This window comes from Nocardia sp. CC213A, from assembly GCF_030766805.1.
Taxonomy (GTDB): domain Bacteria; phylum Actinomycetota; class Actinomycetes; order Mycobacteriales; family Mycobacteriaceae; genus Nocardia; species Nocardia otitidiscaviarum.
Map to the genome: position 1 here is coordinate 79,935 of NZ_JASFXA010000019.1, position 22,278 is coordinate 102,212.

The following is a 22,278-nucleotide window of genomic DNA, read 5'->3' on the forward strand; positions in this document are numbered from 1 at the left end:
GGGGTGACCCGCGCCCCTCTCTCGCGTCGCGGGTGCGCTATGCGGGGCGGGTGGCCCGGTAGTAGGTGACGCGTCCGAGGCGGCGGGTGACGGTGCAGCTGATCTCCTCGGCGTCGAACCCGGCCGTCCGCAGCAGGCGCGGAATGCCGTCGCCGAGATTGTCGGTGACGTGACCGCCCTTCAGCATGCGCCGGGCCATGAAGCCGTCGGCGGTGGTCATGCGGCCGCCGACGTCGACGATGTGCAGCTGTCCGCCCGGCCGCAGGATGCGCAGTGCCTCGGCCGCCGCATCGGACTTCACGTCGGCGGGGAGGTGGTGCAGCATGAAGGCGGAGAGCATGTGGTCGACGCTGGCGTCCGGGAAGGGGAGGTCCTGGGCGTAGGCGTGCCGGAAGTCGATCCCGCTGCGGCCCTTGGTCTTCCGCTCGGCGCGGGCGAGCGCGAGGGGATCGGGATCGGTGCCGGTGATCTCGATGCCCGGGTGGGTGTCCTTGGCGAGAACGGTGAGATTGCCGGTGCCGCAGCCGATTTCGACGACCTGCGTGCCCGGCCGCAGCCCCGCCCGCGCGATCAGGGTGCGATGGACCGCGGGGACGCCGAGTGCCCGGGTCAGCAGATCGTAGAAGGGCAGCAGGCCGTTGCGTCCGGCGGCGGGCAGATAGTCCTGCCGGTTGCCCATCGCACGGACGATATCGATATCCGAAGCGGGATTATTTTTCGTCATGCCTCCATGGTGTGGCCTCGATGCTCTGGTGAATTGGTCGATTCTCGGCAGTAATGGGACTATCTTTCGTCACATGTCCGAGCATGCGCTGCCGGTCCGCTACGCGGCGGGGGTGCCGGTGTACCGCTACCGGTCGGATCCGGCGATGCCCCCGCTGTCGGTCGCCCGCTTCACCCGGTCGACGCGCCCCACCCCCGGTCACGCCCACATCCACGAGTTCCCGGTGCTGCTCTACGTGATCCGCGACGGCGGCCTGCTGCGCGCCGCCGGTCGCCGGTTCGAGCTGCGCGCGGGCGATATCTTCGTGGTCGGCCTGGGCGAGGTGGTCGACACCACCGACACCCACACCTTCACCGACGCCCGCGGCCTCTTCTTCGACCCGGCGATCCTGGGCGGCGAGGGCCGCGCGCCCTGGCCCGCCTGGCGGGGACACCCGCTGCTCTACCCGTTCCTGCACGGCCGCCCCGGCGGCCTGCTGCGCCTGCGCCTCCCCGCGGACCGACAGCCGACGTGGGAGCGCGCGATCGCCGCCATCGAGACGGAATTGTCCACCCGCCCAGCCGGTTACCGGCAGGCCGCCACCGCTCACCTGACCCTGCTGCTGGTGGACATGGCGCGGCTGGCCGCCGATGTGGTGGGCGAGCTGCGCCGCAGCGGTGAGACCGTGCTGGCCGAGGTCTTCGACGTGATCGAGGAACGCTTCGGCGAACCGCTGTCGCTGCGCGATGTGGCCCGCGTCGTCGGCATGACCCCCGCCTACCTCACCACCCTGGTCCGCCGCCGCACCGGACGCACCGTGCAGGACTGGATCACCGAGCGCCGGATGAGCGAGGCACGCCGCCTGCTGTCCGATCCGGACCTGTCCGTCACCGAGGTGGCGCGCCGGGTCGGCATCGCCGATCCCGGCTACTTCACCCGCGTGTTCCGCCGCGAGAACGGCATGCCACCGCGGGCCTGGCGTGATCGGGTGGCCGCCGCATGACGGTGGTCGCCGTTACAGTGAGGCGATGGGCACCGAAGAGACCCGGCGGGGCGTGCGGCTGACCAACCTGGACGTCGCGCTCTTCGACGGCGCGGACGCGACCAAGCGGGACCTGATCGACTACCTCGAGGCCATGGCCGACCGGCTCATCCGGCAGTTGCACGACCGGCCGCTGTCGGTGGTCCGGGTGCGACCGGGCCAGGACCCGTTCATGCAGAAGAACCTGCCCAAGTACACGCCGGACTTCGTCAACCGGGTGACCCTGTGGGCCGACAGCGCCCACCGCGAGGTGACCTACGCGCTGTGCGACGACATCCGCACCCTGCTGTGGTTCGGCAACCAGCGGGCGGTGGAGTACCACCCCACCCTCGTCCCGGTGGACCACAGCCTGGGGCAGACGCATCTGATCCTCGATCTGGATCCTCCGGCGGGCGAGGATTTCGCGGTGGTGGTGCGGGCCGCCGAACTCGTGCGCGCCGCCCTCGCCGCCGACGGGCTCGCGGGAGCCGTGAAGACCAGCGGCTCCAAGGGGGTGCACATCTTCGTCCCGATCGAGCCGGGGTTGCCCATCGAGGACGCCGCCGCGGCCACCCGGGCCATCGCCGCCCGTGCCGAACGCCTCGATCCGGTATTGGCCACTACCGCCTTCATTCGAGAAGACCGGGGCGGCAAGGTCTTCCTGGACTCCACCCGGGCGGCCGGTGCCACGGTCGTCTCGACCTACAGCCCCCGCATCCGTCCGGGCACGACGGTGTCCTTCCCGGTGGACTGGGCCGATCTCGGCAGCGTCCATCCGCGCGACTTCACCATCCACACCGTGCCGAAGACCCTCGGCGACCGCGACCCGTGGGCCGAGAACATGCCCGCGCCGCAACGAATTCCGGCCGACCTGCTCGAGGAGGGGCACACCATTCCGGTGGCACGGGTGCAGGCCATGCACGAGGGCAAGCGCCGGGCTCGGGCGAAGCGGGAGAGTTAGCCGCCGGTCAGAGCTGGTGTGCCGCCGCCTCTTCCGCCTCGGCCAACAGGTCGGTGATCCGCGCGGCGGGCATCGGATGGTGGAAGTACCACCCCTGCGCCGTATCGCAACCCAACGCCCGCAGCTGGTCGGCCTGATGTCGTGTCTCCACGCACTCGGCCGTGACGGTGTACCCGAGATCGTGCGCCAGCGCGATGATCGTCTCGAGGATGCGCAGATCCGCCGCCTCCATGGCATCGGGGGTGCGCAGGTGCCGCACGAACGGGCCTGCCAGTTTGACCGTGTGCAGCGGCAGCCGCCCGAGATAGGCCAAATTCGAATAGCCGGTGCCGAAATCGTCGACGGCGATGCGGACCCCGGATTCGGCCAGCGTGCGCAGCGCGTGCAGCGGCCGTCCGGTGGTGGCCATGAAGGCGCGTTCGGTCAGTTCCAGTTGCAGCTGTTCGGGTTTCAGTCCGCTGTCCGCGATGGCCTGCTGCACCAGGTCCAGCCAGACCGGATCGGAGACCTCGGTGGCCGAGACGTTCACGCTCACCAGTGGCGTGAGCGCCGGGTAGCGCTCGCTCCACACCCGGCTGTCCGCGATGGCCAGATGCAGCACCAGCGAGCCCAGCGCGCCGATATGACCGTTGTCCTCGGCCAGGTCCACGAAGCGGGCGGGCGGCAGGATGCCGAGTTCGGGATGCCGCCAGCGGGCCAGCGCCTCCACCGCCACCATGCCCGACCCGTCCAGTGCCACGATGGGCTGGTAGTCGAGGAAGAACTCCCCGCGCGCCAGGGCGTCGGGCATGGCGGCGGTGAGTTCCACGCGGGTGTGCTCGCGATGGCTGCGGGCGGCGTCGAAGATCTCGTAGCGGCCGCGCCCGGCGGCCTTGGCCCAGTACATGCTGGAGTCGGCCGAGCGCAGCAGTTCCTCGGCGGTGGTGTGTCCGGCGCGGTCCTCCATGACGCCGACGCTGGCGGTGACCGACAGCCGATAGCCGTGCACGTGGAAGGGGCGGGAGAAGGCCTTCAGCACGCAGCGGGCCAGGCTGGCGACCTCGTCCGCGCCGCCGCTGTGCGGCACCAGGATGACGAATTCGTCGCCACCCATGCGGGCCACCAGCTGTCCGGGCCCGGTGGCGCAGGTGGTGAGGCGGGTGGCGGCCTGGGCGAGCAGTTCGTCGCCCACCGCGTGGCCGAAGGTGTCGTTGACGGTCTTGAAGTGGTCGAGGTCGACGTAGCAGAGCCCGACGCGCACGCCGGGGTCGGCGAACACGGTGGTGAGGGCGTCGAAGAAGCGGGTGCGGTTGGCCAGTCCGGTGAGCTGGTCGTGATTGGCGCGGTAGTGCAGCCGCTCGCGCAACGCCCGCCGCTCGGAGATGTCCTCCACGAGAATGAGGGTGTACTGCGGTTCGCCGCGCTCGTCGCGGATGAGCGAGACATTGATATTGGTCCAGACCCCGTGCCCGTCCTTGTGCGGATAGCACTTCTCCAGCTGCACATTGTCCAGATCGCCGCGCAGCACCCCCGAGTACAGCTTCCACATGCCGGGATCGTCGCTGGGGTGCCCCAGATCGGTGACGGACAGGCGCAGCATCTCGGCGGGGGTGTAGCCGAGCATCTGCGCGAACGCGGTGTTGACCTCGATGATGCGGCCGGTCATATCGGAGAGTCCGGTGCCGATTCCGGCCTGTGCGAAGACCGCCCGGAAGCGGGCCTCGCTCTCGCGTAATCGTTGTTCGACGAGTCGGCGCGCGGTGATGTCGGCGACGCGCACGCTCTCCTGTTCGGCCAGCAGCCAGGCGCGGAAGGCGCGCACGTAGCCGGTGGTGAAGGCGGCCAGCAGCATGGCCACCCGGTCCGCGGGGACGTCGTCGGCGATCTCGGCGAAGTACTCCTCGAGCACGGCGACACTGCGCCCGAGCACCTCGTCACCCACGAAGTGGGCCCGCGCCAGTTCCGCGCCCAGTTCCGCGATCCGCCGATCCGATGCCGGATCCCGCGCGGCGGCGTCGAGTTCGCGGGCGAATCGAGTGAGCAGCGTCCGGGTCTCGGCACGACTCATCGGCACCACGTGATCGCGTGTGCCACGGGTGAGTGCGGCGACCCACTGCTCGACGAGGTCGGCGTGTGGGCCGCCCGAGTACCGCTCACCCCCGGCTTCCCACGCCATGGGGATCGATCGTAGCCCTACCGTCGTACGGCGGCGAATCACCTCCCGCTGGGATACCATTGCGGCGCTTGATTGTTCGTGGCGAATCACAACCGTTCCGGGTGAATGGTGTGAACGAGGCGAACGATGTGTTTACTTTTTCGCTGTCAGAAGGGTTCGCGATGACCAGGCCGAGTTGGGCTCCCGAGGGGATCGATCTGGATCGTCCCAGTGCCTCCCGCGTATACGACTACTTCGTCGGCGGCATGCACAATTTCGAGATCGATCGCGAATTGGCGCGCCAGATCGAAGCATTCACTCCCAATATCGCCGAAACCATGCGCGCGAACCGGGATCTGCTGCGCCGCCTGGTGCGTTTCCTGGTGGACGAGGGCATCACCCAATTCCTGGATCTGGGTTCGGGCATTCCCACCGTCGGAAATGTGCACGAGGTCGCCCAAGCCCGCAATCCCGAGGCGCGCGTGGTGTACGTGGATATCGATCCGGTCGCGGTGGCGCACAGTATCGCTATTCTGGGCGGCAATCCGAATGCCGGGATCATTCAGGCCGATGTCGCCGATCCGGAGCGGATCCTGACCGATCCGGTGGTCGGCGAACTCATCGACTTCTCGAAGCCGGTGGCGGTGCTGCTGCTCGGCGTGCTGCATTTCGTCCCGGACGAGGCGGATCCCGCCGGTGCCGTCGCGCGCCTGCTGAAGCCGTGTGTCCCCGGCAGCTATGTGGCCATCACCCACGCCACCGCCGACGGGCAGCCGGCGGAGGTGCTGGAGGGGCAGAAGCTGTCCGGTCGCACCTCCACCGAGATCTCGCTGCGCACCCGCGACGAGATCGTCACCTACTTCGGCGACTGGACGCAGCTCGAGCCCGGGCTGGTGCACCTGCCGCTGTGGCGGCCGGAGAATCCGGCCGATGTCGGTGCGGAGCCGTGGCGCTCGGGCGCCTACGGCGGCGTCGCCCGCAAGGACGGCTGAGCCGAACCCGTCGCGCCGTCCGTCCGCCGGGGCCGGGTGGTCCACAGGCGGACGGCGCGCGCGGTGATGACCGTGACCCCGGCGGCCACCGCGACGGCCAGGAAGACCAGCACGGCCGGGAACACGTAGAGCACGTGCTGGAAGCCGCCCACCCGTCCGGCGAAGACGAAACTGCCCAGTCCGGGCAGGAAGGCCAGTACGGGCACGGCCGTCAGATACGGCAGCTGCCGCAGCACGATGAGCCAACCGGGCAGGGACATCTCGCGCTGCCGGTGCGCCCAGCGGCGCGAGCGCGCGACCGCGATAGCCGCCAGCACCGCCACGGCGAGGGTGGCCGCCGCGAGTCCCCAGTCGGCGTAGATTCCGGCCGGTCGCCGCACCGTCGGCTGGTCGCCCCGGGCGATGTCGACCAGTCCGTCGCCGATGATCGACGGGTCCGACTCCAGCGCCATCCCCATATCGGTCAGCACCACGATGCCGTACCCGGTCTTGGGCAGCAGCACCTGCTCTGCGGTGTAGGTGAACCAGGACCCGGTGTGGTACAGCCGTCCGGGTTCGGCGTCGTCGACCTGCCAGCCCATGGCGTAGTGGGAGCCGCGCGGCGGGGTGTGCATGAGTTCGACGGCGGCGGGGGAGACCAGTTGCTGGCCACCGGCCCCGCGGCCGCCGTTGTTCTGCATGATGAGCCACTGCGCCAGATCCGCCGCGGTGGTGACGATGCCGTGGCTGCCGCCCACGAACCAGTCGATCTCGGGGACCGCGATCGCCTTCCCGTACAGGCGGATGTGGCCGCGCGGCAGGTTGGCGTCCCGCGGTCGGTCCACGGTGGTGCTCGCGTCCATGCCCAGCGGCCCGAAGACCCGCTCGCGCAGGTATTCCGCGTAGGGCCGGCCGCTCACCATCTCCACCAGGCGCGCCGCGACCTGGTAGTTCGGATTGTGATAGTGGTAGTCGGTGCCGGGTGCGTCGGCCAGCGCCGCGCCGTGCAGCCGATCGACCGCCTCGGCGAGGGAATGCGCCTGGGGCCGTTTGAGATCCGGGAAGGCGCGGTCGGACATGCCCGAGGTCTGGTTCAGCAGCTGCCGCACCGTGATCGACTCGGCGCGCGGATCGGCCATGCCGAACTCGGGCAGATACCGCCGCACGGGCGCGTCCAGATCCACCCGGCCCGCCTCGACGAGCTGCATGACGGCCAGCGCCGCAAAGGATTTGCTCAGCGAGGCCACCGGCATCGGACTGTCGGCGGTGATGGCCGCGCCGGTGGAGTCGCGGCCGTAGCCCGCCACGTGCACCACCCGGTCGCCGTGGGTGAGGGCGACCGCCGCGCCCGGTAGTCCGGTGCGCGCCAGATAGTCCGTCAGGAACCGGTCGATCTCGGCCGGATCGACCTCCCCGGTCTGTGCCGACGCCACCGCGACCGACGGCGGCAGGGCCGGCAGCAGCAGCATCGCGATCACGGCGAGAACCGCCGAGCCCGAGATCCGCACCGTGTCCGCGAGTTTCCGCATACCTTCTCCCGATCTCAGCGCAGCGCTGGGATCACCTCGCGCTCGAACAACTCCATTCCGGAGGTGTCATAGGCCGCCTCCGGGAAATTGAGAATGGCATATCCGAGGCCGAGTCCGCGTACGCGGGACAGATTTTCGACGACCTGTTCCGGGGTGCCGACGGTGGCGGTGCCCCGCAACATATCGTTGACCTGCTGCTGCGCATTGTCTGCCCCCACAAATGGGGTCAGGCGCGCGGTGAGCGCCGCCAGCCGGTCCTCCACTTCCGCCTCGGTCGCGCCGATGGCCACATTGAAATTCGAGGAGCGGGTGATGGCGTCGAAATCGGTGCCCACCTCGGCGCAGTGACCGCGCAGCAGTTCGGACTTGTGGGCGAATTGCTCCGGCTCGCCCGCGAAATTGGTGTATTGCGCGTACCGGGCCGCGATGCGCAGCGTCACCTTTTCCCCGCCGCCCGCGATCCACAGCGGAATACCGCCCTCCTGGATCGGCAGCGGCCGCACGATCGCGCCGTTCACCTGGTAGTACTTGCCGTCCAGGGTGGCCGCGCCGGTGCTCCACGCCTGCCGGAAGATCTCCACGCCCTCGCGCAGGCGGCCCAGTCGCTCACCGGCGGGCGGGAAGCCGTACCCGTAGGCGCGCCACTCGTGTTCGTACCAGCCCGCGCCGATGCCCATCTCCACCCGGCCCGCCGACACATGGTCGACGGTGGCGGCGACCTTGGCCAGGTAGGCCGGATTGCGGTAGGCCATGGCGGTGCACATCTGGCCCAGGCGCACCCGCTCGGTGCTCGCGGCGAAGGCCGACATGAGCGTCCACGCCTCGTGGGTGGCCTCCTCGGTGGGCACCGGCACGGTGTGGAAGTGGTCGTAGACCCAGATCGACTCCCAATCCGGGTTGGCGTCCGCGCGTCGCGCGAGATCGCGCATGACCGCCCACTGCTCGGCCGGGTCGATGCCGACCAGGTCGAGCCGCCAGCCCTGCGGGACGAAGATGCCGAAGCGCACGGATATCTCCTTCGTGTGTGATCCGCTGTCGTTCCAGTCTGCCGTTCCGACGCTACAAGGCCGGAGCTCCGATCTCCGTTGCATAAAACTCGCCATAGGTTTGCTGAGATTTGCCTGCGGGGTGGTTCGATGAGGAATCGTGGAGCCTCGCACCGATCTCGCCGCCACCGTAGACGCCCTCATGCCCGAGCTGAAAGCCAAGCTCGAGCGGCTCGTATCGATTCCCTCCATCGCCTTCCCCGACTACCCGCGGGAGAATGTGCAGCGCGCTCACGACTTTGTTGCCGAGGAGTTGCGATCAGCTGGAGTCGGCGACATTCGGGTCCTCGAGCTGCCGCGCACCGCCCCGGTCGTGTACGGCCGCATCCCCGCCCCCGAGGACGCGCCGACCGTGCTGCTGTACGCGCACTACGACGTTCAGCCGCCGGGTGACGCGGAACTGTGGCACACCCCGCCGTTCCGGCCGACCGAGCGGGACGGCGCGATCTACGGACGCGGCGCGGCCGACTGCAAGGCCAATGTGATCGCCCATATCGCCGCGCTGCGCGCCTATGGCGGCACCCCGCCGGTGGGCGTGATCGTGGTGATCGAGGGTCAGGAGGAGTACGGCTCCGACTTCGACGACTATCCGGCCGCGCATCCCGAGCTGTTCCAGGCCGACGCCATGCTCATCTGCGATGCGGGCAATCTGCGGGCGGGCACGCCGACCCTGGTGACCGCGCTGCGCGGGGTGGCCGATGTCTTCGTGGAGGTGCGGACGCTGGCCGCGCCCGTGCACTCGGGCCAATTCGGCGGGGCCGCACCGGATGCCCTGCTGGCGCTCATGGCCGGACTGGCGACCCTGCACGACGCCGACGGCAATGTGGCGGTGCCCGGACTGCGCCGCGACACCTGGACCGGAGCCGACTACACCGAGACCGAGTTCGCCGAGATCACCGGGATGACGCCGGATATGCCGCTGCTCGGCACCGGACCCATCGGGGAGCGCATCTGGTACGGCCCGGCGATCACCGTGATCGGACTCGACGCCCCGGCCGTGGAGACCGCCGCGTCGGCGGTGGTGCCCTACGCCCGCGCCTACCTGAACGTTCGCGTGCACCCGGAGCAGGACCCGGCGGAGGGACAGCGCGCGGTGATCGAGCATCTGCGCCGGGTCCGGCCCTTCGGCATCCCGCTGACGGTCAGCGGCGGCGATGTGGGCACCGGTTTCGCGGCCGGAACCGACGGCCCCGCCTACACCGCCATGCGCGCGGCCATGGCGAAGGCGTGGGGGACCGACGCGGTGGATTCCGCCATGGGCGGTTCGATTCCACTCACCAACTCCCTGGCCGCGGCCGCGCCGCACGCCGAGGTGCTCATGCTGGGCGTCGAGGACGCCAAGTGCAATATGCACGGCTACAACGAGCGGGTGCTGCTCAGCGAGCTGCGCAATGTGGCGGTGGCGGAGGCGGAGTTCTTCCGACTGTTCGCCCGCGCCTTCGCCGAACGGGCGGGCCGATGAGCGATACCGCCACCGCCGATCCCGCATCGCCGGAGCACGACCGCACGTGGACATTCCCCTCCACGTACACGATTCTCGCGGGCGTCACGGTCCTGGTGTGGTTGGCGGCCTTCGTGATTCCGCCGGGGACCTACGACCACGACGACACCGGCCGCCCCGTCGCCGGAACCTATCACCGCCTCGACGAGTCGCGGAGTGTCGGCGACCGGCTGCGGGATCTGTTCCTGGCTCCCATCAACGGCCTCTACGGCGTGCAGGACGATGCGACCGGCCAGGTCGGCCCCGATATGTCGGGCGCGCTCTACGGCGCGGCGGCGGTCTTCCTGTTCGTGCTGGCGGTCGGGGCCTTCATCACCGTCGCGTTCGGCACCGGCGCGCTCGACGCTGGCATCGGCCGCCTGGCCTACGCCCTGCGGCGGCGTTCCTTCCTGCTGATCGTCGGCATCATGGTGGTCTTCGCCCTGGCGGGCACGGTGGAGGGATTCGCGGAGGAGACGCTCGGCTTCTACGCCCTGCTGGTGCCGCTCATGCTGGCCCTGGGCTACGACCGCATGACCGCGGTCGGCGCGATCATCTGCGGTGCGGGCGTCGGCGTGCTGTGCTCGACGGTGAACCCGTTCGCCACCGGCACCGCGTCCTCGGCGGCGGGCATCCCCATCGGTGACGGCATCGTGCTGCGCTTGGTCATGCTGGTGGTGCTGACCGCGGTCACCGTCGGCTACGTGCTCTGGTACGCGCGCCGCGTCCAGCGCGACCCCGAGAAATCGTGGTCCGGTTGGCAACCCGGCGACCGGGAGGTGAAAGCCGAAGACCACGAACCGGATCCGATGACCCGCCGCCAGCAGGCCGTGCTGTGGCTGGTGGTGCTGACCTTCGTCTTCATGATCTTCTCCATCATCCCGTGGGCCGAGGTGATCAACGGCCCGGACGCCGCACCGTTCCCGTGGGAACTGGGTTGGTACTTCCCGGAACTCACCGCCCTGTTCCTGGTGGGCGCGGTGGTGATCGGCCTGGTCGGCGGTCTCGGCGAAACCCGCATGACGGAGGAGATCGGCAAGGGCTTCGGTGATTTCGTCGGCGCGGGCATAGTCATCGTCCTCGCCCGCGGCGTCACGGTGATCATGAACAACACCCAGATCACCAGCACCGTCCTACATGCCCTCGAGGGTGTCGTCACCGGCACCTCGTCGGCCCTCTTCGCGGTAGGCGTCTTCCTGGTGAACGTCCCCCTCGCCTTCCTGATCCCCTCCACCTCGGGCCACGCCACCCTCGCCATGCCCATCATGGCCCCGCTCGCCGACTTCGCGAACGTGCCCCGCTCCCTGGTCGTCACCGCCTGGCAGTCCGCCTCGGGCTGGGCCAACCTGGTCACCCCCACCACGGCGGTGGTCACCGGCGGCATCGCCCTGGCGAAGGTGCGCTACGACCGCTACGTCCGGTTCGTGGGTCCGCTCATGGGCATCCTGCTCGTACTCATCTGCCTGTTCCTGGCGGTGGGGGCCTGGATCGGCTGAGACGCTGGTGTTCGCCGACCACCGCTCGGCGAGCCGACACCGCTCCGGACCGCAATCCCGATGCAGCGCGAGCACTGTCGACTCCTCGAACGTCCGGATCGTGGCCGGGTCCAGGTCGCAGTCCGCCAGTTCGACAGCGCGCGGAGCTTCGTACGTCATCCCCATCTCGGTCACCTCCGATGCTTCCCGGCCCGGCGGTGCCTGCCTCGCTCCACGGGCATCAGCACCCGATTGCAGTCGTCGTACGCCGTCGGGTTGTCTGTGGCTACCAACATCATCGACCTCTGAGTGGTGTGGGTGATGGAGCCCCTGATGGCCGGTACTTCGCGTGTTCCCCGAACCGCCGTACTGCGTGGGCACACTCAGCGATCCGAGTTGTGGTGCGGCTCGGGGGTTTCGGTTTTCCCGGCCATCCGGGGTGAACTCAGTAGACACCCGCCGGCGAAGAGATGGAACTTCCACCTTGTGCGAAACACGGCGGGGATGCCAAACTTTCAGAACGGCTACACCCAGCTCGGATACTTCCAAATCTCGCCCCCGTCAATAGCGAGGCTAATGGCTATGGCTGGATCGACCCTTGCGAGTAGAGCGCTCGGACGACTGCTTGCCCAGCATCGCGCCCGCGCGGGGCTAACGAGGTATGCAGCAGCACAGATCGTGGAGACCTCACAGCAAACTCTCGGGCGTCTGGAAGATGGTCTGAAAACCAAAGTTCCCCAACTGTGGGTCAATGCGTTCTCTGATGCATACGGTGTGGGCGACGAGGACCGCCGAGTGATGCTCGGGCTGGCCCAGGAACTCAACTCGGCGCAGAAGAACTGGTGGCGTGCCTATGCCGATGAGATGCGCCCGGGGTTCGATCACTACATGGGTTTGGAGGCCGCTGCCCGCAAAGTCACCGCATGGAAGACCGCCATTGTGCCCGGTCTGCTCCAAACTCCCGCGTATCGCCGTGCGATGGCCTGGCTGGAGACGCCCGACATGCCGACCGGGCAGGTCGAGAAGCTGATCGAGGTCGCGGAGAAGCGGCAGTCACGTATGCGTGATGTCGACTTCGACCTGGATGTGATCCTGTGGGAGGCCGTAATTCGTGACCAGATCGGCGGCCGGGGCGTGATGGCCGAACAACTCGAGCGGCTCCTCGAAGTGAGTGAACTGCCGAACGTCACCGTTCGGATGGTCTCGTTCGATGCGGCAGGGCACCTGGGTTCCCGCGTAGGTTCGTTCGTCCTGCTGGAGTTTCCCAAGTTGCCCGCCACCGGAATGGCCGAACCACCTGTGATCTATGTCGAGGAATGGGCCGGAGACCTCTACCTCGAACGGGAAGCGGAAGTGACGCGTTATCGCGAAGCTCTGGCCGAGATCAGCCGTGTAGCGTTGGATCCCGACACGACCAGGCACATCGTGTCGGCGACGGCAAAGGAGTACCGCGCGTGAACGTCGACCTATCCAAGGCCGAGTGGTTCAAGAGCAGTCACAGCAGTGCACAGGGCGAGTGTGTGGAAGTGGCGCACCTCGCGGGCGGAGTAGTGGGAGTCAGGGACTCGAAGGACTCTGCGGGACCTGCGCTGGTATTCACGCCTGGCGAGTGGGATGCCTTCGTAACCGGTGTGCAGACCGGCGAATTCGATACCGGCATGAGTTGACCTGATGTAGAGGTTGCTCCAGCAGCCGCGCGAGCCGGTCGAGGTCAGCGGTGTTCGCGGGTGCTTCGGCATGTTCGAGACCGACTTTCATCGTTTCCGTCATTTCCTGCCCAGTGCACATCGACCGGTCCGTCCCGGTTCTACTCAGAAGGGCGGGCGGTCTGCATCCCGATCGGAGCCGCCGACGCTGCACAAGGTGCCTCCGACAGTGATGGTGTGATGGACGTCGCGGTGAGTGCGCAAATGTCGTCGCCCTGGTGGGATGTAGACGTGGAGTAGTTCGGTGAGCGCGTTGACCGCCGGTCCCGGGTCGAGTAGCGGTGGATCGGGTTGTGGATCAACGGGTTCCAGTAGGGTGGCGGCCACCGGCGCATGCGGTAACAGGAACTTGGCGCCTTCGGGGCTGGTGGTGATCGTGTCGCCGGTGGGGGTGCGCCATTCGATGCGCCGATGCGGATGGTGGGTGACCGTCCACCCGTTCATGCCGTGGTCGGCGAGGGTTTTCAGGCGGTGATGTCGGCGGCAGCGGCAGCCGAGGTTGTGCACGGTGGTGGGTCCGCCGGTGGCGGGGGAGTGGTGGTCGAAGGGCTGTTGGTGGTCGAGGTCGGTGGCCGCGGCCGGGACCGGGCAGCCGGGGGCGCGGCAGGTTCCATCGAGGGCTAGTACGCGGGCGGCGACGGTGGTGCTGGGGCGGTATCGCCATTCTGGTGAGTCCGCCGCCCATTCTGGTGAGTCCGTCGCCGTTGGTGGGGGATTCATGTGGCGTGGGGGTATGGTCGCGGTGTCGTCGATCGTGGCCAGGCCGTTCTCAGCGGCGTCCGGAGCTGCGGGTACACGGCCAGGGTCGGCGGGTTCGCCGATGACAGGACTGCCGTCGGCGAATTCGACCGCTGCCGGTGCATGGTTCCCGTCGGTGGTTTCGATGGTCGGCGATCCTGCGGTGTCGGGTGTGCTGGTGTCGCTGCTGATTTCGTCGCTGGTTTCGGTGATCACATGGAAGCGGGCGTGGCGGGCGATCTGCCGCGCCAGATCGGCGTCGATCGCACCGAACCCAGCCAACAACCCCGGATTGTCCTGCACCCCCGCCAGGGTCGCCGCGCTGACACCGACCTGCACCAACGCCCGCCGCGCGACCGGCACCGGCGTGGTCGAGTCCCGGCGGGCACACTCGGGCAGTGCACAGCCGCAGGTCAGTTGCCCGCTCCCGTCGGCCAACGCCACCAACGCATCGGCACGCCGCTGGTTCATCGTGCGCGGATCGGCGGCACAACACTGACTGACAGCCATCTCCCGCAACCGTTCGAACAACGTCCACCCCCCGGCCGCGGGCAACACGGCATCGACCAGCGCGGTCCCGTCGTCGGCCGCACGCACGGCCACGTACCGTTCGCGTTCGGCCTCACGCCGCCGCCGCGCCTGCCCGGCGGGGTCGAGCTCGAGCAGTCGCTTGCGGATGGTGCGCCGCAACCGCGCGGGATCACACCCTTCGGCACGAGCGACCACCGTCTCTTCCAACTCCGCGACGGTGTCGTCGGATGTGTTGACCAGAGTGTCGTGGATCGCGCGTACCCGCGCCAGATCGATGCGCCCCTGTCAGAACGCCCGGCGGGTCGCGGGCAACCGCCCCAATCCCATCCCGAGCGCGATCAGCCCGTCCGCGCTGCGCTGCGAGACCCGCACCGCCACACCGATTTCGGTCGCCGCCGACTCCCCGGCATGCCGCGCCGCGACCCCGGCCTCGAGCTGCTGGGCGCGCCGCAGCCGATACAGCCGCGTCATCAACGCCACCTCCTCGGCCTGGGCGGCGGCGATCCGCGCGTGTACCTCCCGCAGCCGCGCGACCAGCTCGTAGCTGGTGGCCTCGCCCGCGACGGTTTCGCTCATGTGTTCGAATCTACCGTCCGCGACCGCGACACGAAACCTCAGCTAGACCGACATGCCGAAGAAATTCAAGCTTTCGAGATAGCACGAAGCTGATCGAATGCTCGGCGTGATGATCCTTGGTACGCCGGGATGTTCGAAGCCGTCGGTGACGACAACGCGATCGAATCGGCTGAATGGCGATGCCTCCACGCATTGGTTCAGAATCAGCCCAGTTCGTCCGGTGAGGTGACAGTCCTGGCATCGTCGGCGTCCCAATTGCCCGACGCGCGCAGGCGGCGGAGAGACTCGTCATTGCCGACTATCAGCGAACCACCGGTGTCGTAGGCAAAACCGTGACACTCGGTCAGCAGATCGAAGAGTATGCGCCAGATCAGCCTGCCAGCAGGCCGCCAGAAGGTCAGCACCCCGCTGCCCAGTCCGGTGACCTCGGTCCAGGCGTTTTCGATGTCAGGATCGCTGACGACTGCGTCGGTGCCGACGACGTCGACGCCGTGCCGGCCGAATATCTTCTCGACTACCGCCGGGTCCAGAACTCCGGGTAACCCCTGATCGTCGAGAGCAATCAGGTAGACCTCTGTGGACATCGCACCCTCCGTTGTCGAGTGATCGGATGACCCGGCTGTTCAGCCAGGGGCGGAGCGAATCTCACGCTAGCTGTTCCCAGCGGTGCCCGACTCGTTCGAATACGGACGTAGTCGACGGTGACCGACCGCGGCGAAGCCCAACCTTTGCGGGAATCCATACCGGGCATAGCCGGCGTACCGAGCAGCCTCCGCTACGCCCCGGTCAGAATCTCCGCCTCGGGTGCGGCCGAAACCACGTCGGTGACCGCCGAGTGCGCGGCGGCGGCATCGGCGGTGGGTGCGTGGGCGGGATAGTAGTCGGCGGTTCTGGTGCCGGTGAAGTAGTCGGTGGCCCAGCCGACCGCGAGCGTCTGCAGGGTCGAGATGTTCACCGATCTCGGGTCGCCGCACACCAGGTTGCCCAGAGTGTCGCCACTGGGGCCTTCGGCGTCGGTGTGTACTCCGGTACCGATGCGGATGCCCAGGTAGCGGCGGTGCAGCAGGCGCTGGAGGGTGTCGGTGCCGACGCCGAAGAGATTGCATGGTGAGGGTTTCGCGGCGATATCGAGAATCGGTAGGTCGGTGTGGTCGAGATCGGTGAGGGCTTGGTCGGTGTTGTCACCGAGGAAGGACTTCACCGGGTCGAGCAGGACGAGTCCGCGCAGGTCGGCGAAGGCGGCGGGGTGGTCGGTGTGCAGTCGGCGCGCGACGTATTCGACGGCTTCGCCGCCGGCTGAGTGCCCGACGAAGACCGTCTGCCGCGGCAGTCGCAGATCCGGGCGGTGCGCCGTCGCGGTAGCCGCCGCGAAACTGCGCGCCAGCGAGTTGGTGGGTTCGGCGTCGGTGGCGAACAGATCGGCGATGTTCCCGAGGAATCCGGTGTTGTCGCCGAGGTTCTGCAGGGTGCATCCGGCCGGGTCCATGAACGGCAGAGAGGGAGCGAAGACGACGTATCCGGCAGCCGCGAAATGCTCGGCGAGGCTGGCCACATTCGCATTGCTCCGCGCGAAACCGTGTTGCAGCCAGACCAGGCCACCGGCTGGTCCATCGGGCAGATACCAGTCGGCCTTCAGATGTCGGACCGCATCGCCACAGGCGATATCGACGGTCTCCGGCACCCGGTCGGGTTCGGCGTGCGCGACGGGTGTCGCGACGGTCGCCACGGCGCAGGCGGCGGCGAACATGGCAGTGAGTACGAGACGACGAAGGTTCATCACCACTCCTGTGCGGAAACACGCTGCTCCGGGGCGGGAGCATGGGTTATCTGGACATACGCCCAATTGGGAACCTCGAGCGGGGCGCTGTCAAACGGACGGCAACAGATCACACAGGCGGATGGGAGGAGGCCGACGTCAAGCCATCGGGAGCAGTACTGACTCGGGATAGTGGAAATCACAGGCTCGGGACTGCTGTCCGAAGTTGACGAGAGTACGGACAGCGCGCCGACCGGTAAGCCGCCGGCAGTCGAGTGAGGTGCACAATACGTCAGATTCGTCGGCGGATGCCTCAGCCCGCGCCAAACCGCGCGATCAGCGGCAGGTGGGGGCGTGTGTGATCGGGCGTTCGCGCCGACCGCCAGCCACGACAGGCACTACCCGTCGTCGGTTCTGTCCCGATGAGTGGGCCGAAAGCCCTCCGCGATCCGCCGGAGATACTCGCCATACTCGGGTGAATCCAGTTCGAAGCCTTGCTGATTCCAGCGATGAGCGCTCCACCGGTCATCGATCTCGGCTTGATGGATCGCCCTCAGCACCTCGGGCCGGTAGATCAGAGCCACACGCCAATTTCCGAGGTATCGAGCCTGGATGTGGGCGGTGACATACCGGCGTCGGTGGCCAGTACCAACCACGGTCACCACCTCATGACCCCTTACCCGCGAAGCCGCCGATCACATGAAGCTTCGCCCCGGCTGGGAAGATCTTGTGGCTGCGCAGGACAGCGTTGGGACCCGACTCCTTGTACGGGTAAGGCAACAACGACGCGACCACACACCACTCGGGCCTAAGCGCACCATCGCTCACGGCACCAAGTTATCGGCTTGCCTGGTGAAGCCGGGGTTTTGATCCTCCGACCCTCACGGCATTCGGCATCGCGCGCACTCGTCGGCCGTGTCCCGGCCGACGTAACGGCCTGTGGGCGGCACCTCGGCGCGAGTGACCAGAGGGTGCCGGTCTGTCGCATCCGTAATCTGGACGGGTCGGGTTCGGATTCGCGATGAGGGGGACGCAGTGAACGACTACGGTAGCTTCGCGACACAGCCGCTACCGATCCGAGCGCCGCGCCGCACCGCCGCAACGGTCAAACTGAAAGGCGTTGGTGCTGAGGCGGGTACGGGTGCTTCAGGGCTTGCCCGTGCGGGTGGGCAGGTGGCTCTCGCCGGGGTGGTCAGCCGAGTCACGGGGTTCGCGCGGACGATCGTCATCGCCGCCGTGCTGGGGACGGCGGCTGTCGGTGATGCCTACAACGGTGCGAACAATCTGCCGAACATGCTCTATGAACTGCTGCTGGGTGGTGTCCTGGCCAGCGCTGTCGTTCCGTTGTTGACCAGGGCTCGGCGCCGGGGCCGCAAGCGGTCCCGCGAGTTCACCCAGCGCGTCATGGTCGCGGCGGTGCTCGCACTGGCGCTGATCACGGTGCTCACCGTGGTGTGCGCTCCGCTGATCGTCCGAGTGTTCGTGACCGACTCCGAACAGCGTCATCTCGCCACGTGGTGGGCGTATCTGCTGTTGCCGCAGATCTTCTTCTACGGGGTGTCGGTCGTCGTGGGCGCGGTGCTCAATGTCCGCGACAGCTTCGCCACGGCGGCCTGGGCGCCGGTGGTCAACAACGTGATCGTGCTGGCCACCTGCGGGGTGTTCGTGCTACTGCCGGGACCGGTCACCCTCACGCCCGCCTCCATGACCACCGCGCAGGTCCTGACCATCGGGATCGGCACCACCGTGGGGATCGCGGGGCAGGCCGCCTGGGTGGTTGCGGCGTTGCGGCGCAATGGGTTCGCGTGGAGTTGGCGGGTGCGGCCGTTGCCCTGTACGTGGCGTCCGGTGCGTTCCGGGCTGCCGATCCTGGGATGGCTGCTGGCGTATGCCGTGATCAGCCAGATCGGTGTCGCGATCACGATGCGAGTCGCCTTCGACCATGGCGGGGTGTCCGTCTACACCTACGCCGAATTGCTGTTCCAGGTGCCCTACGGCATTCTCGCCGCGTCGGTGCTGACGGTGTTGATGCCGCGAATCTCGCGTGCCGCCGCGTTCGGCGACCATGCCGCGGTGACCGCCGATCTCGCCCGTGGGGCCCGCTATCTGTCCGTGGCGCTGATTCCGGTGACCATGGCGATGAGCCTGCTGGGGCCGGGGTTCGCGGCGTTGGTGTTCACCGGTCGTGTCGACGCCGACGCCGCACGGTTGATCGGTACGGCGGTGGCGTGCTCGGCCTTCGGGCTCGCACCGTTCGCGCTGGTCATGCTGCAGATGCGAGTGTTCTACGCCTACAACGACACTCGCACCCCCACCGTGATCAATATCGTCATGGTCGCGACGAAGGTGACGATCCTGGTTCTGACGGCGACCGTGCTGACCGACCACGCCGTGATCGTGATGCTAAGCGTCGCGAGTTCGCTCGCCTACGTTGCCGGTGCGGTGACCGGGCACATTCTGCTGCGTCGGCGGTACGGGCCGCTCGGCTTCACCGCTGTCGCCGCCACCGTGCACCGCGTCATGTGGGCCACGGCGCTCGCCGGAGCCGCGGGATGTGCTGCCGTCGCACTCGTCCGGACGACGATCGGCGCACCGACCATCGAACACCTCGCCACGGTAGCCGTGGGAGCGGCAGTCGGCTTGGCGGTGTTCCTGCTCGCCGCACGAATGATCGGCATTCCCGAAATCCGCGCGGCACGCACGCTGCTGATCCGTTCGTGACCGGTCCGGCCCGTCACACCCTGCGCCGCACCGTGAGCGCCATCAGGCGCTGCGCGGTATCGCACGGATCGCCGGTGGCCGACTGCACCCACCAGGTGACCGCGCCCGAATCGCTGGTGGTGACCCCGCAGGTAGCGGGATGACCCGGCCGCCGTTGGGAAAAGCCTTGCCAGCCAGCAGAAGTGATGGCGGTGACCTGGTAGCCGAGTTGTCGCGCTATCCCCTCCTCCCGTTCCACCGAGCCGTTCTCCAGCCAGCCGAAGGTCAAGTCCACGCGGCCGCCGATGCGCCACATGCACACGGCCCCATGGAAATACATCTCCGACCGGCCGGATTCGCCGACGGTCGACATGATGTCGTCCGGCGGGACCGCCGTGCATTCGTGGAGTAGTTCGTCGAGGCGTCCGGGTGGTCGCGTGGGGGCCGGCGCCCAGGTGTGTGCCCGGTCCACGGTCAGCCGGGCCAGCGGCCGCAGGACCGTGCAGTCGATGCCGGGGGCGAGGACGAGCCAGTGGAAGAAGTCCGCGCCGTCCTGGACCGCGACCTGGCACAGGCTCGTCGCGTTGGCGGTGAAGCCGTGGAAGCCGTCGATGGAGAAGTCCGCCACGGTCTTTCCGCTCATGCTGGCGATGGTGCGTTCGCGTTCGATGGGGCTGTCGCGGAACCAGGTGAACATGACCCGCCGGTCCCGGCCGGGTGATTCCCAGACGCATTTGAGGCCGTTGCGGGCGACGGCCGCCAGGGTGGGCAGGCCGGTGATGGTGCGGATGTCGTCGTCGCGCGCGCCGCCGCACTCGCCGAGGAACGCGCCCGCGGAAGGGGACGAATCAGGCTCCGGTGGGCTGTCTTTCGCGCAACCGGACAGGAGTCCTGCGAACAGTGTCGCCGTGGCGATCACCATGGTCTTCCGCATGTATCCCCCTCGCACCAGCCCTGCTCGCGGGTGATCGATGCGACCGCGCCGGGGGCCTTACTCCGGGATGCCCAGCAGCGCGGCCTGCACCTGCCGCAGCCGGTCCACGTCGCCGCGGATACCGGCCGCCGTGTCGTTGTAGAGGAACGCTTCCAACAGCCGGATGAGAGTGTAGGCGAGCAGCTGCCGGTCCAGGATGGCGTGGTAGCCGTCCTCGTCCTCGGTGCGGGTGATGAGGTCCTCCACGGCGGCGACGGCCTTGGGCTGCACCGGTCCGTCGCTGGCGGTCAGTACCTTCAATCCCACCAGGCGTTCGTTGTCCAGGTACCGCTGCAGCGGCGCGCTCGCGGCCAGCCAGTGGTTGGTGCGGTCCAGGGCCTCCAGGATGCGGTGTGCGCCTGTGGTTTTCCGGCGGCTGTCGGCGAGCCGCAGCAGGCTCTCGAACTCATCGGCCAGAACCGCGCCCATGAGCCCGTCCCGGGAGCCGAACCACCGGTAGATCGAGGCCCGGCTCAGGCCCAGTTCGGCGGCGACGGCTTGGACGTCGACGCGCTCGCCCGCCAGGAAGGCCCGCCGGGCGAGTTCGACGACCTCCGCCTTGGTGGCCGAGGCCGGACGCCCGGGGGAGCGGGCGGGCTGCTGCCGAGTACTCACCGAGAAAATGATACGGCGTGTATCTCATGTATCTAACTCGGTGCTCGCGGTCCCGTGGTTAGCGCAGTGCGCTCGCCAGGGAGTTGCGCTCCACACTGACGAACGTGTCGTCGGCGGGCAGCAGCCACTCGGGTCCGACGAAATACCGTTTCGCCGTCTCGTCCCCGAGCGCGAGATAGCGCAGCCAGGCCACCGCCACTCCGGCGGAACGATAGTGCGCGAGCCCGTCCACCGGCGAGAAATGGCTTACCCCACGGGCGTTCGCGATCCAGGCCGGGGCGTGCACGGTCAGGTCGTACTGCCACCAGCGCACCCACGCGCCATCGGGAACCACGAAATCGTCGGAGCCGGTGAGGAACAGCGTCGGCACCCCGATCGACGCCCCGATGGCGAGCGGACCGGGTTGCACGGCCAGCACCCCGGCGACCCTCAGCCCCGGATCGACGAGTCCGGCGATACTGGGGAACACCGCCCCCGCCTGCAACGCCGCCTGGCCCCCGCCCGAATGTCCGGCGAAAATCGTGCGGCCGAGGTCGATGCGGTGGTGCAGCGGGGAATTCGGATCCCGGTGCGCGACCGCCGCCGCCACCACACCCAGTGCCGGGACGTGGATCAGGGAGTTGAAGAACTCGTAGGGGAGCACGACCACGAAGCCGTGACTCGCCCACTGTCGCGCCATGGCGTCGTACATGCCCGGATTGGCGTGATAGCCGGGCGTCAGGACGATCAGGGGTGCGGGCGACAATGCGGCGATATCGGCCGGGTGGTAGACGTTCACCCCGAGGGGAGAATCGAGCCCGTTCGGAAATGCCTGCGTGCAGGTGAGCTCGTCGCGATTGCCCAGGGCGTGGACCGCGAGCTGCTGCACCGTGCCCCACACCGATTCCCGGCACGGATCGACGCGCACCGGCGTGGCCACCGGATGCGGTCCCCGGGTGTTGAACAGGCTCTGGACGGTCGGTACGGGCGGTTGCGCCGGTTCCTGCGCCGCCGCGGTTCCGGCACTCCCCAACATGGTCACCACGACTGCCACCACCAGCGCCGCGACCGCGCACGGCACCGCTGTGGTCGGCGTCCGAGGGCGGATCGCCCGGCGCGCTGCCCGTCTCGACGTGGGCCCGGCCAGACCGGCCCGCACCGGCCCAGCCAGCCGTGTTCGTCCGCGATCTGTTCGCAGCGTCCGCCTTCGCCGATGATGTCCAGCCATCCCGGTCCGCATGGTCGAGGTTCGTCTGGCCAAGGCCCTCCGCATCGAGGTTCCTCCTGGTGTCGATTCGTCCGGGCGGCCGGTGCGGGAATCGCTCGACCGCGCTCGTGGCGACGTGCGTCCACCGTCGCGCGCCCCCGGGCCGCCCGCATTGTT

The 22,278-nt window shown here is 68.3% G+C and carries 19 protein-coding genes; 8 read left to right on the forward strand and 11 right to left on the reverse strand.

Annotation, left to right across the window (positions count from 1 at the left end):
- Positions 1–37: 37 nt before the first annotated feature.
- A complete protein-coding gene (locus QJS31_RS28865; protein WP_306358180.1) occupies positions 38–724 on the reverse strand; it encodes a class I SAM-dependent methyltransferase in 687 nt (228 codons plus the stop codon).
- 73 nt (positions 725–797) lie between these two features.
- Between QJS31_RS28865 and QJS31_RS28870 the strand changes: the two genes are divergently transcribed.
- Both QJS31_RS28870 and QJS31_RS28875 read left to right on the forward strand, forming a co-directional pair.
- Complete coding sequence (locus tag QJS31_RS28870) at positions 798–1,706, forward strand: AraC family transcriptional regulator (RefSeq protein WP_306358181.1); 909 nt, start codon at positions 798–800, stop codon at positions 1,704–1,706.
- Positions 1,707–1,731: 25 nt separating this feature from the next.
- Positions 1,732–2,685, forward strand: a complete 954-nt coding sequence (locus tag QJS31_RS28875) for a DNA polymerase domain-containing protein (RefSeq protein ID WP_282776737.1) — start codon at positions 1,732–1,734, stop codon at positions 2,683–2,685.
- Between the two features lie 7 nt (positions 2,686–2,692).
- Here the strand turns inward: QJS31_RS28875 and QJS31_RS28880 are convergent, their stop codons facing one another.
- Positions 2,693–4,840: a bifunctional diguanylate cyclase/phosphodiesterase gene (locus tag QJS31_RS28880; RefSeq protein WP_306358182.1), complete on the reverse strand. Its 2,148-nt coding sequence runs from the start codon at positions 4,838–4,840 to the stop codon at positions 2,693–2,695.
- A 161-nt stretch (positions 4,841–5,001) separates the two neighbouring features.
- Here QJS31_RS28880 and QJS31_RS28885 point away from each other — a divergent pair, with 161 nt between their 5' ends.
- A complete protein-coding gene (locus QJS31_RS28885; RefSeq protein WP_282776741.1) occupies positions 5,002–5,811 on the forward strand; it encodes an SAM-dependent methyltransferase in 810 nt (269 codons plus the stop codon).
- Here QJS31_RS28885 and QJS31_RS28890 read toward each other — a convergent pair.
- Positions 5,781–7,319, reverse strand: coding sequence for a serine hydrolase (locus QJS31_RS28890; protein WP_306358183.1), 1,539 nt, complete (start codon positions 7,317–7,319; stop codon positions 5,781–5,783). The two genes, QJS31_RS28885 and QJS31_RS28890, sit on opposite strands and share 31 nt — an antisense overlap.
- Before the next feature lie 14 nt (positions 7,320–7,333).
- Positions 7,334–8,326, reverse strand: coding sequence for an LLM class F420-dependent oxidoreductase (locus QJS31_RS28895; RefSeq protein ID WP_306358184.1), 993 nt, complete (start codon positions 8,324–8,326; stop codon positions 7,334–7,336).
- Positions 8,327–8,465: 139 nt separating this feature from the next.
- Here QJS31_RS28895 and QJS31_RS28900 point away from each other — a divergent pair, with 139 nt between their 5' ends.
- The 4 genes from QJS31_RS28900 (at position 8,466) to QJS31_RS28915 (ending at position 12,987) form a co-directional block, all read left to right on the forward strand.
- Entirely contained in the window at positions 8,466–9,827 is a 1,362-nt protein-coding gene (locus QJS31_RS28900) for a M20/M25/M40 family metallo-hydrolase (protein ID WP_282776745.1), read from the forward strand.
- Positions 9,824–11,341, forward strand: a complete 1,518-nt coding sequence (locus QJS31_RS28905; RefSeq protein WP_306358185.1) for a YfcC family protein — start codon at positions 9,824–9,826, stop codon at positions 11,339–11,341. The genes QJS31_RS28900 and QJS31_RS28905 overlap by 4 nt, the downstream gene beginning before the upstream one ends.
- A 561-nt stretch (positions 11,342–11,902) precedes the next feature.
- The gene (locus QJS31_RS28910; RefSeq protein WP_282776749.1) at positions 11,903–12,778 is read left to right on the forward strand and encodes a helix-turn-helix transcriptional regulator; all 876 of its coding nucleotides are present in this window, start codon (positions 11,903–11,905) and stop codon (positions 12,776–12,778) included.
- Positions 12,775–12,987, forward strand: a complete 213-nt coding sequence (locus QJS31_RS28915) for a DUF397 domain-containing protein (RefSeq protein ID WP_282776751.1) — start codon at positions 12,775–12,777, stop codon at positions 12,985–12,987. Before QJS31_RS28910 ends, QJS31_RS28915 begins: the two co-directional genes overlap by 4 nt.
- Positions 12,988–13,131: 144 nt before the next feature.
- Here the strand turns inward: QJS31_RS28915 and QJS31_RS28920 are convergent, their stop codons facing one another.
- The 4 genes from QJS31_RS28920 to QJS31_RS28935 form a co-directional block, all read right to left on the reverse strand.
- On the reverse strand, positions 13,132–14,571 hold the full coding sequence (locus QJS31_RS28920; RefSeq protein WP_306358228.1) for an HNH endonuclease signature motif containing protein: 1,440 nt from the start codon (positions 14,569–14,571) through the stop codon (positions 13,132–13,134).
- 9 nt (positions 14,572–14,580) lie between these two features.
- Entirely contained in the window at positions 14,581–14,871 is a 291-nt protein-coding gene (locus QJS31_RS28925) for a hypothetical protein (RefSeq protein WP_306358186.1), read from the reverse strand.
- A gap of 203 nt (positions 14,872–15,074) precedes the next feature.
- Complete coding sequence (locus QJS31_RS28930) at positions 15,075–15,455, reverse strand: hypothetical protein (protein WP_282776754.1); 381 nt, start codon at positions 15,453–15,455, stop codon at positions 15,075–15,077.
- A 191-nt stretch (positions 15,456–15,646) separates the two neighbouring features.
- Complete coding sequence (locus QJS31_RS28935) at positions 15,647–16,648, reverse strand: alpha/beta hydrolase (protein ID WP_306358187.1); 1,002 nt, start codon at positions 16,646–16,648, stop codon at positions 15,647–15,649.
- Positions 16,649–17,737: 1,089 nt separating this feature from the next.
- Between QJS31_RS28935 and murJ the strand changes: the two genes are divergently transcribed.
- Positions 17,738–19,348, forward strand: a complete 1,611-nt coding sequence (murJ, locus tag QJS31_RS28940) for a murein biosynthesis integral membrane protein MurJ (protein ID WP_306358229.1) — start codon at positions 17,738–17,740, stop codon at positions 19,346–19,348.
- Positions 19,349–19,361: 13 nt separating this feature from the next.
- Here the strand turns inward: murJ and QJS31_RS28945 are convergent, their stop codons facing one another.
- From QJS31_RS28945 to QJS31_RS28955, 3 genes are read right to left on the reverse strand one after another with little or no spacing between them, the layout of a single operon-like run.
- A complete protein-coding gene (locus QJS31_RS28945) occupies positions 19,362–20,261 on the reverse strand; it encodes a DUF3558 family protein (RefSeq protein WP_282776757.1) in 900 nt (299 codons plus the stop codon).
- A 57-nt stretch (positions 20,262–20,318) separates the two neighbouring features.
- On the reverse strand, positions 20,319–20,915 hold the full coding sequence (locus QJS31_RS28950) for a QsdR family transcriptional regulator (protein WP_039818920.1): 597 nt from the start codon (positions 20,913–20,915) through the stop codon (positions 20,319–20,321).
- 58 nt (positions 20,916–20,973) lie between these two features.
- The gene (locus QJS31_RS28955) at positions 20,974–21,939 is read right to left on the reverse strand and encodes an alpha/beta hydrolase (protein WP_306358188.1); all 966 of its coding nucleotides are present in this window, start codon (positions 21,937–21,939) and stop codon (positions 20,974–20,976) included.
- Positions 21,940–22,278 lie beyond the last annotated feature (339 nt).

What these genes read in the sequence shown, in the direction of transcription:
- QJS31_RS28930 (WP_282776754.1), bottom strand. Translation starts at nt 15,455, where the DNA reads ATGTCCACAGAGGTCTACCTGATTGCTCTCGACGATCAGGGGTTACCC.
- QJS31_RS28935 (WP_306358187.1), bottom strand. Translation starts at nt 16,648, where the DNA reads ATGAACCTTCGTCGTCTCGTACTCACTGCCATGTTCGCCGCCGCCTGC.
- QJS31_RS28885 (WP_282776741.1), top strand. Translation starts at nt 5,002, where the DNA reads ATGACCAGGCCGAGTTGGGCTCCCGAGGGGATCGATCTGGATCGTCCC.
- QJS31_RS28880 (WP_306358182.1), bottom strand. Translation starts at nt 4,840, where the DNA reads ATGGCGTGGGAAGCCGGGGGTGAGCGGTACTCGGGCGGCCCACACGCC.
- QJS31_RS28905 (WP_306358185.1), top strand. Translation starts at nt 9,824, where the DNA reads ATGAGCGATACCGCCACCGCCGATCCCGCATCGCCGGAGCACGACCGC.
- QJS31_RS28875 (WP_282776737.1), top strand. Translation starts at nt 1,732, where the DNA reads ATGGGCACCGAAGAGACCCGGCGGGGCGTGCGGCTGACCAACCTGGAC.
- QJS31_RS28910 (WP_282776749.1), top strand. Translation starts at nt 11,903, where the DNA reads ATGGCTGGATCGACCCTTGCGAGTAGAGCGCTCGGACGACTGCTTGCC.
- QJS31_RS28865 (WP_306358180.1), bottom strand. Translation starts at nt 724, where the DNA reads ATGACGAAAAATAATCCCGCTTCGGATATCGATATCGTCCGTGCGATG.
- QJS31_RS28870 (WP_306358181.1), top strand. Translation starts at nt 798, where the DNA reads ATGTCCGAGCATGCGCTGCCGGTCCGCTACGCGGCGGGGGTGCCGGTG.
- QJS31_RS28925 (WP_306358186.1), bottom strand. Translation starts at nt 14,871, where the DNA reads ATGAGCGAAACCGTCGCGGGCGAGGCCACCAGCTACGAGCTGGTCGCG.
- QJS31_RS28890 (WP_306358183.1), bottom strand. Translation starts at nt 7,319, where the DNA reads ATGCGGAAACTCGCGGACACGGTGCGGATCTCGGGCTCGGCGGTTCTC.
- QJS31_RS28945 (WP_282776757.1), bottom strand. Translation starts at nt 20,261, where the DNA reads ATGCGGAAGACCATGGTGATCGCCACGGCGACACTGTTCGCAGGACTC.